We start from the raw sequence: 16,210 nt of genomic DNA on the forward strand, positions 1-16,210 counted from the left end.
CCCTCGCCCGCTGCCGGCAGATCCCCCCGCTCACGCTGCGCGAGCCACACCCGCAGGACCGCGATCCACACCAGGCACGAGCCGAACATATGGGCGCCGACGATCAGCTCCGGCAGGTGCATGAAGTACTGCACATAGCCGATCACGCCCTGCACGGCCAGCGCCGCGAAGAGCTCCAGCACCGGGCGGCGGACGGCGGCCGGCGCGCGCACCGCGCGCAGCGCGAACCAGAGCGCCACGGTCAGCCCCACCACGATGTAGACGAAGTCCACGTGCAGCTGGGTGATCTCCTGCCAGTCCAGCGGGATCCGGTGCACCTCGTTCGCGTCGCCCGCGTGCGGACCGGCCCCGGTCACCACGGCACCGACCACGATCAGCACCGCGGTGGTCACGACCAGCAGCCAGGTGAGCTGCCGCAGCGGCCGGGAGACCAGGTCACGGGCCGGGGCGTCGCCCTCCCGGGCCCGCTGCCAGGTCACCACGGCCACCGTGAGCAGCACCGTGGCGAGCAGGAAGTGCGAGCCGACGATGTAGGGGTTGAGCCCGGTGAGCACGGTGATGCCGCCGACCACGGCGTTGCCCATGACGATCCAGAACTGCGTCCAGCCCAGCCGGGTGAGGTCCCGGCGCAGGGGGGTGCGGGACCGGGCGGCGACGATCACCACACCGACCACCGCGCACAGCACATAGGTCAGCATCCGGTTGCTGAACTCGATGACGCCGTGGATGCCCATCCCGGACGTCGGGGTCAGGCTGCCGTCGGTGCACTTCGGCCAGGTGTCGCAACCCAGCCCGGACTCGGTGAGCCGCACCGCGCCACCGGTCACCACGATGACGACGGACATCACCACCGCGGCCAGGGCGGCCCGCTCCACAAAGCGCGCGGAGGGCTGCCAGCGGCGGGCGATCAGCTCGAGGGGGTTCAGCGTTTTCGGCACGGCAACCATCGTAGGTGGGAGCTTGTGCAGCTTTTCACGAGGGGTCCCGGGGAGTCGCCCTTCCGGGGAGGCGGTCCTCGGGGGGGAGGAGCCACCTTCCCCCGGGCATGGGCATCGCTCCCGCGAAACGGCCTCCTTGGGGAACATGCGGAAGGGGCCCAGGGAGAGTCCGTCCCCGGGCCCCTTCCGAAGGCCGTCACGTCCCGCGGGGAGCCACTACTCCCAGCGGAAGAAGCGGGCCGCCGCGCCAAGCCCCAGCACCGCCCACACCGCGAGGATCCCCAGGTCCGCCCACGGCATCCCGGCGCCGTCCCGCAGGACGTCCCGCAGCCCGTCGGAGAGGGCCGAGATCGGCAGCAGCTGGAGCACGCTGTGGGCCGCGTCCGGGAACTTGTCCAGCGGCACCATCACACCGCCGCCGACCAGGAGCAGCAGGAAGACCAGGTTGGCGGCGGCCAGGGTCGCCTCGGCCCGCAGGGTGCCGGCCATCAGCAGCCCGAGGCCGGAGAACGCCGCCGTGCCCAGGAGCAGCAGCAGCGCCACCGCGGCCGGGTTGCCGTGCGGCGACCAGCCCAGGCCCAGGGCGATGGCGACCAGGAGCGCCACCTGGAGCACCTCGGTGACCAGCACCGAGCAGGTCTTGGCCGTCATCAGCGCCCAGCGCGGCAGCGGGGAGACCCCCAGCCGCTTGAGGACGCCGTACCGGCGCTCGAACCCGGTGGCGATGGCCTGGCCGGTGAAGGCGGTGGAGAGCACGGCCAGCGCCAGGACGCCGGGGGCCAGGAAGTCGACCGCCTCGCCCTTGCCGGTGTCGACGATGTCCACGGTGCCGAACAGCACCAGGACCAGCGCCGGGATCACCACGGTCAGCAGCAGCTGCTCACCGTTGCGCAGCAGCATCCGGGTCTCCAGGGCCGCCTGGGCGCGGATCATCCGGGGCAGCGGGGCCGCGCCGGGCCGGGGGGAGAAGGTGCCAGAGGCGGTCACGATCGCAGCTCCTTGCCGGTCAGCTCCAAAAAGACGTCCTCCAGGGTGTGCCGCTCCACCGAGATCCGGTCCGGCATCACGCCGTTCTGCGCGCACCAGGAGGTCACGGTGGCCAGCAGCTGCGGATCGACCGTGCCACTGATCCGGTACGAGCCCGGGGTGAGCTCGGCGGCGGCGCTGTCGGAGGGCAGCGCCTTGAGCAGCGAGCGCAGGTCGAGGGCGGGCCGGCCGGTGAAGCGCAGGGTGTTCTCCGCCCCGCCCCGGCACAGCTCCTCGGGGCTGCCCTGGGCGATGACCGTGCCGCCGTCGATGATCGCGACATCGTCGGACAGCTGCTCGGCCTCGTCCATGTGGTGGGTGGTGAGGACCACCGTGACCCCGTCGTCGCGCAGGTCGCGCACCAGGTCCCAGGTGGCCCGCCGGGCCTGCGGGTCCAGGCCGGCGGTGGGCTCGTCCAGGAAGACCAGTTCGGGCCGGCCGACCACGGCCATGGCCATGGCCAGCCGCTGCTGCTGCCCGCCGGACAGCCGGCGGTAGGTGGTGCGGCCGCAGGAGCCCAGGCCGAACCGCTCGATCAGCATGTCGACATCGAGCGGGTGGGCGTGCAGGGCGGCGGTGTGCCGCAGCATCTCCTCCGCGCGCGCCCCGGCGTACACGCCGCCGGACTGGAGCATCACCCCGATCCGGGGGCGCAGCCGGGCCGCGTCGGCGATCGGGTCCAGGCCCAGGACCCGGACCCGGCCCGCGTCGGGGCGGCGGTAGCCCTCGCAGGTCTCTATGGTGGTGGTCTTCCCGGCCCCGTTCGGGCCGAGCACGGCGGTCACGGTGCCGCGGGCCACGGACAGGTCGAGCCCGTCCACCGCGGTCTTGGTCCCGTACCGCTTGACCAGGCCGACGACCTCGACGGCGGGCTCTTCTCGCATGCCGGGCAGTCTACGAAGCGCCGGCACCGGCCGGGGCGGCAGGGCGAGAAATCGGCCGCCAGTGATCATTTGCGCAGGTCAGGTTAGGTGCGCCTTAGTGATGCAGCCCACCGCGGGGTCACCCGATCGCGGCTTGTGACTCTCCACGGAATTACGCAACAATGGCGTTGTGAAATACACGAGCGAGGATCGGAAAGGACCCGCGGCCCAGTCGGTCGCGCGGCCCGGCGCACCCACGCGCTCCGCTTCCGGTGCCGTGGGCGAGGCGGACCGGTCGGCCGCCTTCGACTCCGTACGCGGGCCCGCGCCCGCCGAGGAGCAGCACGGCACCCGCAACCGCGTCGCCCGCTCCATCCTCGACCACGGGCCGTCCACCGCCGCCGAGCTCGCCCTGCGGCTGGAGCTCACCGCGGCGGCCGTGCGTCGCCATCTGGACGCCCTGGTCGCCGAGGGCGTGGTGGAGCCCCGGGACAAGCGGATCTACGGAGCCCGCGGCCGAGGCCGCCCCGCCAAGGTCTTCGCGCTCACCGACTGCGGGCGCGACGCCTTCGACCAGGCCTACGACAAGCTCGCCGTGGACGCGCTGCGCTGGATCGCGCAGAGCGCCGGCGGCGGGGAGCGCGGCGAGGCCGCCGTCGCGGCCTTCGCCCGGGCCCGGCTCGCCGCCCAGGCCGAGGGCTACCGGCACGCGGTCGAGGCGGCCGGGCCGGATCGCCGGGCCGAGGCGCTGGCCGAGGCCCTCAGCGCGGACGGGTACGCTGCCACGGCGCGCAGCGCGCCCGATCCCCGGCGGGGCGAGCAGCTCTGCCAGCACCACTGCCCGGTCGCCCATGCCGCCGAGCGGTATCCGCAGCTGTGCGAGGCGGAGACGGAGTTCTTCTCCCGCGTGCTCGGAACCCATGTGCAGCGTCTGGCCACCATCGCCCACGGCGACGGAGTGTGCACGACGTTCATCCCCCGTGGCGAAGCGCCGCCCACGAACACCAGTCAGACCACTTCAGCACCATCTACCAGCACGGCCGGGAGGAACCCCGAATGACTCTCCCCACGGAGACTGCTCACCCTGAGCTCGAGGGTCTGGGCAAGTACGAATACGGCTGGGCCGACTCCGACGTGGCCGGTGCCGCGGCCCGGCGCGGCCTGTCGGAGGAGGTCGTCCGCGACATCTCGGCGAAGAAGTCCGAGCCGGAGTGGATGCTGAAGCTCCGCCTGAAGGGCCTCAAGCTCTTCGGCAAGAAGCCCATGCCGACCTGGGGCTCCGACCTGAGCGGCATCGACTTCGACAACATCAAGTACTTCGTCCGCTCCACCGAGCAGCAGGCCGCCAGCTGGGAAGAGCTGCCCGAGGACATCAAGAACACCTACGACAAGCTGGGCATCCCGGAGGCCGAGAAGCAGCGGCTGGTCGCCGGTGTCGCCGCCCAGTACGAGTCCGAGGTCGTCTACCACCAGATCCGCGAGGACCTGGAGGAGCAGGGCGTCATCTTCCTGGACACCGACACCGCGCTCAAGGAGCACCCGGAGCTCTTCCAGGAGTACTTCGGCACCGTCATCCCGCCGGGTGACAACAAGTTCGCCTCGCTGAACACGGCCGTGTGGTCGGGCGGCTCCTTCATCTACGTCCCCAAGGGCGTGCACGTGGAGATCCCGCTCCAGGCCTACTTCCGGATCAACACCGAGAACATGGGCCAGTTCGAGCGGACGCTGATCATCGTCGACGAGGACGCCTACGTCCACTACGTCGAGGGCTGCACCGCGCCGATCTACAAGTCGGACTCGCTGCACTCCGCGGTCGTCGAGATCATCGTGAAGAAGGGCGGCCGCTGCCGCTACACGACCATCCAGAACTGGTCGAACAACGTCTACAACCTGGTCACCAAGCGTGCCGTGGCGTACGAGGGCGCGACCATGGAGTGGGTCGACGGCAACATCGGCTCCAAGGTCACCATGAAGTACCCGGCCGTCTACCTGATGGGCGAGCACGCCAGGGGCGAGACCCTGTCCATCGCCTTCGCGGGCGAGGGCCAGCACCAGGACGCCGGCGCCAAGATGGTGCACATGGCGCCGAACACCTCCTCCAACATCGTCTCCAAGTCGGTGGCGCGAGGCGGCGGCCGCACCTCCTACCGCGGTCTGATCGAGATCGCCGAGGGCGCCGAGGGCTCCAAGTCCAACGTGCTCTGCGACGCCCTGCTGGTGGACACCATCTCCCGCTCGGACACCTACCCCTATGTGGACGTCCGGGAGGACGACGTCTCCATGGGGCACGAGGCGACCGTCTCCAAGGTGAGCGACGACCAGCTCTTCTACCTGATGAGCCGCGGACTCTCCGAGGACGAGGCCATGGCGATGATCGTGCGCGGCTTCGTGGAGCCGATCGCCCGCGAGCTGCCCATGGAGTACGCGCTGGAGCTCAACCGGCTGATCGAGCTGCAGATGGAAGGCGCGGTCGGCTGACGCCGGCCCCCATCCAGGCCATCCAGACACAGCTGTGCGCGAGCCCCGGGGCGGTAGCAGCGCCCGGGGCGAGCGCACACAACAAGAGGCAGAAAGCGAGCAGTACGACAGCCATGGCTGAAACCATTCCGGCCGGCAGCACCACGGACGGTGCGATCCAGGTGGGCCAGCCCATCGATGCGCGGGTCAGCACCCCCGCCTCGTTCGACGTGGCCGACTTCCCGGTGCCGCACGGCCGCGAGGAGGAGTGGCGGTTCACCCCGCTGGAGCGCCTCCGCGGCCTGCATGACGGCACCGCCGTCGCCGACGGCGCCGTCAAGGTCGAGGTGACCTCCCCCGAAGGCGTCACCGTGGAGACCGTGGGCCGCGACGACGCGCGCCTGGGCCGGGCCGGCAAGCCGGTGGACCGGGTCGCGGCGCAGGCGTACAGCTCCTTCGAGAAGGCCTCCGTGGTCACCATCGCCAAGGAGACGGTCCTCACCGAACCGGTGCGGATCGCCGTCCACGGCGAGGGCGGCACCGCCTTCGCCCACCAGCTGGTGGAGGTCGGCGCCTTCGCCGAGGCCGTGGTGGTCATCGACCACACCGGTGACGCGACGCTCGCCGCCAACGTGGAGTTCGTGATCGGCGACGGCGCCAAGCTGACCGTGGTCTCCGTGCAGGACTGGGACGACACCGCCGTGCACGCCGCCCAGCACACCGCGCTGGTCGGCCGGGACGCCACCTTCAAGTCCGTGGTGGTCACCTTCGGCGGCGACCTGGTCCGGCTGCACCCGCGGGTCATCTACGGCGCGCCGGGCGGTGAGGCAGAGCTGTACGGCCTGTACTTCACCGACAACGGCCAGCACCAGGAGCACCGGCTCTTCATCGACCACGACACCCCGCACTGCCGCAGCAACGTCGCCTACAAGGGCGCGCTGCAGGGCCAGGACGCGCACGCGGTGTGGATCGGCGACGTGCTCATCCGGGCCGCCGCCGAGGGCACCGACACCTACGAGCTCAACCGCAACCTGGTGCTCACCGACGGCGCCCGGGTCGACTCGGTCCCCAACCTGGAGATCGAGACCGGTGAGATCGTCGGCGCCGGCCACGCCTCGACCACCGGCCGCTTCGAGGACGAGCAGCTCTTCTACCTGATGTCGCGCGGCATCCCCGCCGACGAGGCCCGCCGCCTGGTGGTCCGCGGCTTCTTCGCCGAGCTGGTCCAGCAGATCGGGCTGCCGGACGTGGAGGAGCGCCTGCTCTCGAAGATCGAGGCGGAGCTGGAGGCGTCCGTAGCATGACCGCCCCCTTCGTCCGCGTCTGCGCGCTGAGCGAGCTGGAAGAGGACACCCCCAAGCGGGTGGAGCTCGACGGCACGCCGATCTCGCTCGTCCGCACCGAGGGCGAGGTGTTCGCGATCAACGACATCTGCTCGCACGCGAACGTCTCGCTGTCCGAGGGCGAGGTGGAGGACTGCTCCATCGAGTGCTGGCTGCACGGCTCCAGCTTCGACCTGCGCACCGGCAAGCCCTCCGGCCTGCCCGCCACGCGCCCCGTTCCCGTTTACCCCGTCAAGATCGAAGGAGACGGCCCAGACGCTTCTGTGCTCGTCTCCGTCACCCAGGAGTCCTGAGGCACCCATGGCAACGCTTGAGATCCACGACCTGCACGTCTCCGTCGAGGCCGAGAACGGTCCGCGCGAGATCCTGCGCGGCGTCGACCTGACCGTGAAGCAGGGCGAGACCCACGCCATCATGGGCCCGAACGGCTCCGGCAAGTCCACCCTCGCCTACTCGCTGGCCGGCCACCCGAAGTACACGGTCACCGGCGGCACCGTCACCCTCGACGGCGAGGACGTCCTGGCGATGTCCGTCGACGAGCGCGCGCGGGCCGGTGTCTTCCTGGCCATGCAGTACCCGGTCGAGGTGCCGGGCGTCTCGGTCTCCAACTTCCTGCGCACCTCCGCCACCGCCATCCGCGGCGAGGCCCCCAAGCTGCGCACCTGGGTGAAGGAGGTCAAGGAGGCCATGGCGCGTCTCCAGATGGACCCCGCCTTCGCCGAGCGCAACGTGAACGAGGGCTTCTCCGGCGGTGAGAAGAAGCGCCACGAGATCCTCCAGCTGGAGCTGCTCAAGCCGAAGATCGCGATCCTCGACGAGACCGACTCCGGCCTGGACGTCGACGCGCTGCGCATCGTCTCCGAGGGCGTCAACCGGGTGCGCGAGTCCGGCGAGATCGGCACCCTGCTGATCACCCACTACACGCGCATCCTGCGCTACATCAAGCCGGACTACGTCCATGTCTTCGCGGCGGGCCGGATCGCCGAGTCCGGCGGCCCGGAGCTGGCCGACAAGCTGGAGGCCGAGGGCTACGAGGCCTATGTGAAGGGCGGCGCGACCCTGTGAGCGACGCACACACGGCCGCCGGGGCGCGGATCGCCCCCGGCGGGCAGCTCCGCCTCCAGGGCGGAGTCGGGGGTGCCCCCGCGCCGAAGGCGCCGGGGAAGAGCGAAAGGGCAGGGGTATGACCGTGCAGCTGCCGGGTCTTCTGGACACCGAGGCGATCCGGAAGGACTTCCCGATCCTGGATCGCGTGGTCCACGACGGCAAGAAGCTCGTCTACCTGGACAACGCGGCGACCTCGCAGAAGCCGCGCCAGGTGCTCGACGTACTGAACGAGTACTACGAGCAGCACAACGCCAATGTCCACCGCGGCGTGCACGTGCTCGCCGAGGAGGCCACGGCGCTGTACGAGGGCGCCCGTGACAAGGTCGCCGCCTTCGTGAACGCCCCCAGCCGCGACGAGGTGATCTTCACCAAGAACGCCTCCGAGTCGCTGAACCTCGTGGCCAACATGCTCGGCTGGGCGGACGACCCCTACCGGGTGGACCGCGACACCGAGATCGTGATCACCGAGATGGAGCACCACTCCAACATCGTGCCCTGGCAGCTGCTCTCGCAGCGCACCGGCGCGAAGCTGAAGTGGTTCGGGCTCACCGACGACGGCCGGCTGGACCTGTCCAACATCGACCAGGTCATCACCGAGAAGACCAAGGTCGTCTCCTTCGTGCTGGTCTCCAACATCCTGGGCACCCTCAACCCGGTGGAGACCATCGTGCGCCGCGCCCAGGAGGTCGGCGCCCTGGTGGTGGTCGACGCCTCGCAGGCCGCCCCGCACATGGTGCTGGACGTGCAGGCGCTCCAGGCCGACTTCGTGGCCTTCACCGGTCACAAGATGTGCGGCCCGGACGGCATCGGGGTGCTGTGGGGCCGCCAGGAGCTGCTGGAGGACCTCCCGCCGTTCCTGGGTGGCGGCGAGATGATCGAGACCGTCTCGATGCACTCCTCGACCTACGCGCCCGCGCCGCACAAGTTCGAGGCCGGCACCCCGCCGATCGCCCAGGCCGTGGGGCTCGGCGCGGCGGTGGACTACCTGAGCGCCATCGGCATGGACAAGATCGCCGCGCATGAGCACGCGATAACCGAGTACGCCATCAAGCGGCTGCTCGAGGTCCCCGACCTGCGCATCATCGGCCCCACCACGGCCGAGGACCGGGGAGCGGCGGTCTCCTTCACCCTGGGCGACATCCACCCGCACGACGTGGGCCAGGTCCTGGACGAGCAGGGCATCGCGGTCCGGGTCGGCCACCACTGCGCGCGGCCGGTCTGCCTGCGGTACGGAATTCCCGCGACCACCCGGGCGTCGTTCTATCTGTACTCCACGCCGGCCGAGGTGGACGCCCTGGTCGACGGCCTGGAGCACGTTCGGAACTTCTTCGGGTAGGGGCTGACTCGTGAAGCTGGATTCGATGTACCAGGACGTCATCCTGGACCACTACAAGCACCCCCACGGGCGCGGTCTGCGGGATGGCGACGCCGAGGTGCACCATGTGAACCCGACGTGCGGGGACGAGATCACCCTGCGCGTCCGGCTCGACGGCGAGACCATAGAGGACGTCTCGTACGAGGGCCAGGGCTGCTCCATCAGCCAGGCGAGCGCCTCGGTGCTGAACGAGCTGCTGGTCGGCAAGGAGCTCGGCGAGGCACGGAAGATCCAGGAGACCTTCCTGGAGCTGATGCAGTCCAAGGGCCGCATCGAGCCGGACGACGCCATGGAGGAGGTCCTGGAGGACGCCGTCGCGTTCGCCGGTGTCTCCAAGTACCCGGCGCGCGTGAAGTGTGCCCTGTTGAGCTGGATGGCCTGGAAGGACGCCACCGCCCAGGCACTGGGCGAGAAGGCTGCGAGGAAGACCGCATGAGCGACAGCACCGAGACCACCACCGCGACCAAGCCCGCGAGCGAAGAGGAAGTCCGCGAGGCGTTGTACGACGTCGTCGACCCCGAGCTGGGCATCGACGTCGTCAACCTGGGCCTGATCTACGGCATCCACGTGGACGACGCCAACATCGCCACCGTCGACATGACCCTGACCTCCGCGGCCTGCCCGCTGACCGATGTCATCGAGGACCAGGCCAAGTCGGCCACCGAGGGCATCGTCAACGAGCTGCGGATCAACTGGGTCTGGATGCCGCCGTGGGGCCCGGACAAGATCACCGACGACGGCCGCGAGCAGCTGCGCGCGCTGGGGTTCAACGTCTGAGCCGCGGTACCCAAGCCGTCTGCGTCGAGCAGGGCCCCCGGCACGGATTCGTCCGTGCCGGGGGCCCTGTCGCATGTTCCGGGGCGCGCCGCGCACCTCCTGGCCAGGCGGATCGGGCCGCCGCTCGGCGGGACCGGTTCGCCTCGACGGGGCCGCTCCGGTTAGCGTTCGGACATGACCGACGCAGCAACCTCCACCCCGAACCCCCGTTCCATCGGCGCCGTGGCCGCCGGGCTCGCCACCGTCACCGCCGACGGCACTGTGCTGGACACCTGGTTCCCCGCCCCCGAGCTGGTCGCCGAGCCCGGACCGGCCGGCACCGAGCGGCTGGACGCCGTGCGCGCCGCCGAACTGCTGGGCGAAGCCGCCCCGCGCGCCCTGGGCGACGACCCGCGCCGCGGGGTCGAGGTGGTCGCCGTCCGTACGGTCATCGCCTCCCTGGACGACAAGCCGCTGGACGCGCACGACACCTATCTGCGACTGCACCTGCTCAGCCACCGCCTGGTCAAGCCGCACGGCCAGAACCTGGACGGCATCTTCGGCCTGCTGGCCAACGTCGCCTGGACCAACCTGGGCCCGGTGGCCGTGGACCAGGTGGAGCGGGTGCGGCTGGCCGCCCGCGCCGAGGGGCTGACGCTCAATGTCACCAGCATCGACAAGTTCCCGCGGATGACCGACTACGTCGCCCCGGCCGGGGTGCGGATCGGCGACGCCGACCGGGTTCGGCTCGGCGCCCACCTGGCGTCCGGGACCACCGTGATGCACGAGGGCTTCGTGAACTTCAACGCCGGGACCCTGGGCACCTCCATGGTCGAGGGCCGGATCAGCGCGGGTGTCGTGGTCGGCGACGGCTCGGACATCGGCGGCGGCGCGTCGATCATGGGCACGCTCTCCGGTGGCGGCAAGCAGACCATCTCCCTCGGCGAGCGCTGCCTGCTCGGTGCCGAGGCCGGCATCGGGATCTCGCTGGGCGACGACTGCATCGTGGAGGCGGGCCTGTACGTCACCGCCGGCACCCGGGTGTCGCTGCCGGACGGCGCGGTGGTCAAGGCCTCGGAGCTGTCCGGCGCCGACAACCTGCTCTTCCGCCGCAACTCCACCACCGGCGCGGTCGAGGCGCTGCCCCGCTCCGGCTCCTGGGGCGGGCTGAACGCGGCCCTGCACAGCAACGACTGAACCGCCCGGCCCTCTCCGGCCGGGTGAGACGCCCTCGGGCCCGCACCGCGCACTCCGCGGTGCGGGCCCGAGGGCGTCGAGGGACCGCTGGGCGAGGGGGCGGCCCCGGCCCGGTGCGCGGGGCGAGAAGAGAGCCCGCGGCGCGAGTGCCCCGCACCGGCTCGTACCGGCGGACCCGCCCAGGGGCGCCTGGTCAGACGGCGGTGGTCAGCGTCTGGTGGGCCGTGACCAGGGCCTGGGCCACCTCCGGTGCCGCGGGCAGCAGCGGGGCGCGGACCGGTCCCGCGGGCCGGCCGAGGGCACCCAGCAGCGCCTTGGCGGTGACCGTGCCCGGGAGTCCAGAGGACATCATCAGTTCGACCAGCGGGAGCGTCAGCCCGTGCAGACGCGCCGCCTCGGCGCCCGCCCCGGCGTCGTACGCGTCCAGCACGGCCCGCAGCGCGGGGCCGGCCACATTGGCCACGGTGCTCACGAATCCGGCACCGCCCAGCGCGTAGAGGGGAAGGTTGAGCTCCTCGGAGCCGGAGTAGACGGCGAGCCCGCCGGCGGCGATCACCTTCGCGCTGTGCAGCAGGTCGTAGGAGCAGTCCTTCACCCCGGCGATCCGCGGGTGCTCGGCCAGCCGCAGCATGGTCCCGGTCTCGATCCGGACACCGGTGCGGGCGGGGATGTCGTACAGCATCACCGGCAGGCCGACCGCGTCGGCGACGGTGCGGAAGTGCGCCTCGACGGCCTGCTGGGGCGGACGGCTGTAGTACGGGCTGACCACCAGCAGGCCGTGGGCGCCCGCCCGCTCGGCCGCGCGGGCGAGTTCCACGGTGTGCGCGGTGTCGTTGCTGCCCACCCCCGCGGTGATCACCGCCCGGTCGCCGACCGCCTCGCCCACCGCGCGGATCAACGCCTCCTTCTCGGCACCGCTGGTGGTCGGGGACTCGCCGGTGGTGCCGCTCAGCACCAGTCCGTCGCAGCCCTCCCGGTCCACCAGCCGTACGGCCAGCTCCTGCGCGCCGGCCAGGTCGAGGGCGCCCTCGGCGGTGAAGGGGGTGATCATCGCGGCGGCCGTACGGCCGAACGGGCCCAGGGACATCAACGTCACACTCCGTGTGGTGAGGGATTCACTTCCGGATTCTGGGCCCGCTGTGCGGTCGCGTCTATTGAAATGTTCTGGCGCTACCGTTCAGAAACGCTACGGCTTGATGCGGACCACCTGCGGGTCGTGGTCGCTGGCCTGGTCGGCGAACTCGGCGTTGACGTGCACGATGTCGTAGTCCACCCGGCTCAGGCCGCGGCTGGTCAGCACGTGGTCGAGGACCTGCGAGTTGCCGTTGTAGACATAGCCGTAGCGCTCCTCCCGCGGCAGCCGGTTCACCAGGTCGGTGAGCACCCCGCCCTCGGTCAGCGCGTGCAGTGCCGGGGAGAACTGGTAGTCGTTCAGGTCGCCGGCGACCACCACATCGGCCTTGGGGTCCGCCGCCAGCAGCTCCTTGACGAAGGAGTTGACGGCCTTGGCCTGCTCGCCGCGCTGCTTCTCGGAGCCGCGCGCCGGCTGCTGGAAGCGGCCGTCCATCCCCTGGTCGCCGCCCTTGGAGTTGAAGTGGTTGGCGACCACGAACACCGGCTTGCCCTGGAAGGAGAACTGCCCGACCAGCGGCTTGCGGCTGTCCTCCCACGCCGGGTTGGCCGGGTCGACGCGGCCGGGCGAGGCGGACAGCGTGGCCTTCCCGCCCCGGCCCACCACCCGCACCGGGGTGGTGGCGTCCCCGCCGGGGATGTCGGTGAAGGAGACCCGCTCCGGGTTGTAGAGGAAGGCCACCCGGATGTTGCCGCCGGGCTGGCCGCCGTCCTTGTTGTTCTCCGGGTCGATCTGCCGCCACTGGTAGGCGGGGCCGCCCGCGGCCGCGATGGCGTCGGTGAGCTTCTTGAGCGTGGCGCCCGAGGTGACCACCTTGTCGTCGGTCGCGCCGGTGTCGTCCTGCACCTCCTCCAGCGCCACGATGTCGGGCGAGGCCAGGTTGTCCACCAGCGCCTGGGCGAGCCGCTCGAACTTGGCCTTCGAGGTCTTGGGGGACAGGTTCTCGACGTTGTACGTGGCCACCGCCAGCTCGTCCGCGTCCTGCTTGCGGGTGGTCTCCCGGGCCAGGTGGTTGTCGGTGAGCTCGCCGAGCGCGGTGGCCTGGATCCCGTAGCCGCCGAAGTTGTCGTAGTCGAGCGGGCCCGCGGTGGTGCCGGTCAGCTCGTCGCCCACGTTCGCCACCGGGAAGGGGTGCTGGGCGTAGGGGAGCAGCGAGGTGATCTTGACCCGGCCCGGGTTGGCGTCCCGGTAGGAGTGGTAGAGCACCCCGCCGCGCGCGGTGCGCTGGTGGCCCGGCTCGGCGGTGACCCACAGCTCCTTGTAGGTGTTGGTGGCGCCGGTGACCCGGGCGTCCTGGACGGCGACGGTCATGCCCTCCAGGGACTCGTAGCGGTCCAGGGCGTAGCTGTGCGGCCGGAGTTCGAGCCCCTCGATGCTGCCGCCGCCGGCGTCCGGGGCGTACCGGTTGGGAACCGTGGCGGGCCTGAGGGGGAACGCGGCGGGCAGCGGGTTGCCGGAGGAGTGCACCGTCCAGCTCGCCTTGGTGATCTCGGTGACGGACTGCAGCCCGGCGGCCGCGCCGCCCGGGTAGTACTCGGACACCGTGCCGGAGACGGTCACGGCGTCGCCCACGGAGACCGCGGGGGTGGTGGAGCCGGTGTACACGAAGATCCCCTCGCTGGTGGCGGGGGAGTCGTCCGGGTCGGCGTCCTGGAACCAGAAGCCGCGCGAGGAGCCGAAGGCGCGTACCGCGGTCACCGTGCCCGGCACCTCGGCGACCTGCTTGCCGGCCAGCGGGGATATCCGGGTGCTGCCCTGGATGTCGTGGATCCGGACCTCCCCACCGGACGCGGAGCCGGACGCGGAGCCGGGGGCGAGCAGCCCGGCCGCCAGCGCGGAGGCGATGACTGCGGTGATGGCGGCGGGTCTGCGCAGGGCGCGGGAAGACATGGTGGAGTGCCTCCGAAGGCGGTGGGGTTGCGAGGGAAGTGACCTCTACGCGCGTCAATTTCTTGGTTGGTGCAGTGAGTTGTCAAGGGATTCCGGGTGTACGGTCGCCCACTGCCGGGTGAACAGGCGGAGCGGAGGGCTCGGCCGCGGTGAGCCGCGCCCTGGCCGAATCCGTCCGGCGGGGGCGAGGGCACCGGCGACATCGGGACGAAAGTGCCCTCGCGTTCCGTCTAGGCTTGGACGCCGTCCGTTCCCGCCGCCGAGGAGATGAACACTCCCATGTCAGACCGTCCCACCATGCCACCGGTGCTGCTGCACACCGATGCGGAACTCGCGCGGGACGCCCTCGGCGCTCCGCTGCTCACCCGCGCGGTGCGGCTGGCACGCTGGTCAGCGCCGCACAAGCGGGTCGGCGCCGGCGGCGAGCTGATGGAAGCGGACCTGCGGGAGGCGACCGAGCTGCTCGGCCTCACCGAGGACGAGGACGGCCCCGCCTACACCGCCGAGGCCTGGCAGCTGGCGCTGGACACCGGTCTGCTGGAGGTGACCGAGAACCAGGCCGCCGAGGCTGCCGAGGGCGCCCCGGACGCCGACGGTGCCGCGGAGGACGAGACCGAGGGCACCGCCGCGCCGGGCGAGGCGCTGGAGGTCCTCACCGGCGGCAGCCCGCAGGAGATCCTGGACATCTGGCTGGCCGGGCTGGAGACCGTACTGGCCGACGCCGCGGCCCCCGACCTCGCGGAGCTCGCCGAGCAGCTGGGCGAGGGCGGGGAGCTGGACCTGGACGCGCTGGACTGGAACCCGGAGGAGGAGGCGGACTTCCTCGACGGCGTGCTGGCCAACCTCTATCTGCTGGCGGCCACCGACGAGGAGGCCGCGGAGCGCCCGGTGCCGCTGCCCGCTCTCGCCGCTTCCATGATCGTCCCGGATGACATGGACGAGCCCACCGACGACATCCTGGAAGAGGTCTCCGAGGCGATGATGCGCCTGGACGACCAGTTCCGGATGCTGGAGCCCACCGGGATCGTCGTCTACCAGCCGGTCGACGAGGCGCTGATCGAGGAGGTCGACGGCAGCGGCCACATCCCGGAGACCGACCCGTCGACCGGCGAACTCGACCCCGAGGACCTCTCCCGCTACGGCCTGGTACGCCTCACCCCGCTCGGCGTCTACGCGGTACGCGCCCGGATGCTCGAGGCCGGAATCGACGTCCCGCTCGTCGGTGACCTGGCCGACAAGGGCCCCGAGGTGCTGCTGGACGCGCTGCCCGGGCACCCGGAGCGGGCCGCCCGCGCGGAGGCCGAGGCATGGCTGGCCCGGCGCGGCCCGGAGACCGCGGCCCGGGAACTGCTCGGCGCCGCCCGCGGCGACGACGAGCTGGCCCCGCTGCGCCGGCTGGCCTGCCAGCAGACCCTCGCGCTGGTCGGCCCGGAGGCCGAGGCGGCCCTGCGCGAGGTGCTGGACGACCGCCAACTGGGCGGCCTGGCCCGGGTCTGGCTGGCCGAGCGGCAGATCGCGGATGTGCCGGAGCCCTCGGAGGAGATGGTCTTCTGGCTGACGGTGGACACCATCGCCGCGCAGCTCACCGCCGAGGGCGACTCGCCCGAACTGCGGGAACTGGTGGAGGGGCTGGTCGGCCAGTCGGAGGGCTTCTTCGAGACACTCTGGCGGGTGGACCACCCGGCCACCGCCCAGGTCCTGGAGACCATGGGCCGGCTCCACCCCGACAAGAAGGCCGCCAAGGCCGCCCGCAAGGCCGCGTTCAAGGCCCGCTCCCGCCGCTGAGCGGTTCGCTCCCGCGGGGGCGGGGTGGTGGGGTACCGCTCCACGGACTCGGCGCGTCGTGCCTCGCGAGTGTTCCCAGTGCCGAGCCGTACTCGCCCATGCGATGGGCCGGCGGGGGGGTGAGCGAAGCGGGTGCCGCGCCACGGGCTCGGCGCGTTCGTGCCGGGTGGGCGCCCCGCCGCCGAGCCGTACGTGCGGAGGTGTCGGGTTGGCGGGCCCTCCCACCGCCGAGCCGTAGGTGCCTGCGGGGTGGACGGGTGGGGTGAGGTCTCTCCCGACTGGGGGGACGCGTCGTGCCGGGTGGGTGCTTCCGCCGCTGAGCCGTGATCGCTCGCGGTGAG

The 16,210-nt window shown here is 71.5% G+C and carries 15 protein-coding genes; 10 read left to right on the forward strand and 5 right to left on the reverse strand.

Annotated elements, in window-relative coordinates:
- The 3 genes from E4099_RS16015 to E4099_RS16025 all read right to left on the reverse strand — a co-directional run.
- A partial coding sequence (locus tag E4099_RS16015) for a COX15/CtaA family protein (protein ID WP_135339740.1) occupies positions 1 to 938 on the reverse strand: 938 nt, incomplete at its 3' end.
- Positions 939 to 1,154: 216 nt separating this feature from the next.
- Entirely contained in the window at positions 1,155 to 1,925 is a 771-nt protein-coding gene (locus tag E4099_RS16020) for an ABC transporter permease (RefSeq protein WP_135339741.1), read from the reverse strand.
- Positions 1,922 to 2,848 (reverse strand): ABC transporter ATP-binding protein, encoded by a 927-nt coding sequence (locus E4099_RS16025; protein ID WP_135339742.1) that lies wholly within the window; start codon positions 2,846 to 2,848, stop codon positions 1,922 to 1,924. The genes E4099_RS16020 and E4099_RS16025 overlap by 4 nt, the downstream gene beginning before the upstream one ends.
- A 256-nt stretch (positions 2,849 to 3,104) precedes the next feature.
- On the opposite strand from E4099_RS16025, the gene E4099_RS16030 reads away from it, so the two are divergent.
- From E4099_RS16030 to dapD, 9 genes are all read left to right on the forward strand, one after another.
- Entirely contained in the window at positions 3,105 to 3,887 is a 783-nt protein-coding gene (locus E4099_RS16030; RefSeq protein ID WP_135339743.1) for a helix-turn-helix transcriptional regulator, read from the forward strand.
- Positions 3,884 to 5,305, forward strand: coding sequence for a Fe-S cluster assembly protein SufB (gene sufB / locus E4099_RS16035; RefSeq protein WP_135339744.1), 1,422 nt, complete (start codon positions 3,884 to 3,886; stop codon positions 5,303 to 5,305). The genes E4099_RS16030 and sufB overlap by 4 nt, the downstream gene beginning before the upstream one ends.
- Before the next feature lie 113 nt (positions 5,306 to 5,418).
- A complete protein-coding gene (sufD, locus tag E4099_RS16040) occupies positions 5,419 to 6,588 on the forward strand; it encodes a Fe-S cluster assembly protein SufD (RefSeq protein WP_135339745.1) in 1,170 nt (389 codons plus the stop codon).
- On the forward strand, positions 6,585 to 6,920 hold the full coding sequence (locus E4099_RS16045) for a non-heme iron oxygenase ferredoxin subunit (protein ID WP_135339746.1): 336 nt from the start codon (positions 6,585 to 6,587) through the stop codon (positions 6,918 to 6,920). Before sufD ends, E4099_RS16045 begins: the two co-directional genes overlap by 4 nt.
- A gap of 7 nt (positions 6,921 to 6,927) precedes the next feature.
- Positions 6,928 to 7,692 carry a Fe-S cluster assembly ATPase SufC gene (sufC, locus tag E4099_RS16050; protein ID WP_135339747.1) on the forward strand — a complete coding sequence of 255 codons (765 nt, stop codon included), beginning with the start codon at positions 6,928 to 6,930 and terminating at the stop codon, positions 7,690 to 7,692.
- A gap of 118 nt (positions 7,693 to 7,810) precedes the next feature.
- Complete coding sequence (locus E4099_RS16055; RefSeq protein ID WP_135339748.1) at positions 7,811 to 9,070, forward strand: cysteine desulfurase; 1,260 nt, start codon at positions 7,811 to 7,813, stop codon at positions 9,068 to 9,070.
- Between the two features lie 10 nt (positions 9,071 to 9,080).
- On the forward strand, positions 9,081 to 9,545 hold the full coding sequence (sufU, locus tag E4099_RS16060; RefSeq protein ID WP_135339749.1) for a Fe-S cluster assembly sulfur transfer protein SufU: 465 nt from the start codon (positions 9,081 to 9,083) through the stop codon (positions 9,543 to 9,545).
- Positions 9,542 to 9,886: a metal-sulfur cluster assembly factor gene (locus tag E4099_RS16065; RefSeq protein WP_135339750.1), complete on the forward strand. Its 345-nt coding sequence runs from the start codon at positions 9,542 to 9,544 to the stop codon at positions 9,884 to 9,886. Before sufU ends, E4099_RS16065 begins: the two co-directional genes overlap by 4 nt.
- A 174-nt stretch (positions 9,887 to 10,060) precedes the next feature.
- Complete coding sequence (gene dapD / locus E4099_RS16070) at positions 10,061 to 11,062, forward strand: 2,3,4,5-tetrahydropyridine-2,6-dicarboxylate N-succinyltransferase (protein ID WP_135339751.1); 1,002 nt, start codon at positions 10,061 to 10,063, stop codon at positions 11,060 to 11,062.
- 193 nt (positions 11,063 to 11,255) lie between these two features.
- Here the strand turns inward: dapD and dapA are convergent, their stop codons facing one another.
- Both dapA and E4099_RS16080 read right to left on the reverse strand, forming a co-directional pair.
- A complete protein-coding gene (gene dapA / locus E4099_RS16075; RefSeq protein ID WP_135339754.1) occupies positions 11,256 to 12,149 on the reverse strand; it encodes a 4-hydroxy-tetrahydrodipicolinate synthase in 894 nt (297 codons plus the stop codon).
- A gap of 99 nt (positions 12,150 to 12,248) precedes the next feature.
- A complete protein-coding gene (locus tag E4099_RS16080) occupies positions 12,249 to 14,084 on the reverse strand; it encodes an endonuclease/exonuclease/phosphatase family protein (RefSeq protein ID WP_135339752.1) in 1,836 nt (611 codons plus the stop codon).
- A 279-nt stretch (positions 14,085 to 14,363) separates the two neighbouring features.
- Between E4099_RS16080 and E4099_RS16085 the strand changes: the two genes are divergently transcribed.
- Entirely contained in the window at positions 14,364 to 15,869 is a 1,506-nt protein-coding gene (locus E4099_RS16085; protein WP_135339753.1) for a hypothetical protein, read from the forward strand.
- The last annotated feature ends 341 nt before the right edge of the window (positions 15,870 to 16,210 follow it).

Origin of the sequence: Streptomyces palmae (genome assembly GCF_004684805.1) — a bacterium.
GTDB classification, from domain to species: domain Bacteria; phylum Actinomycetota; class Actinomycetes; order Streptomycetales; family Streptomycetaceae; genus Streptomyces; species Streptomyces palmae.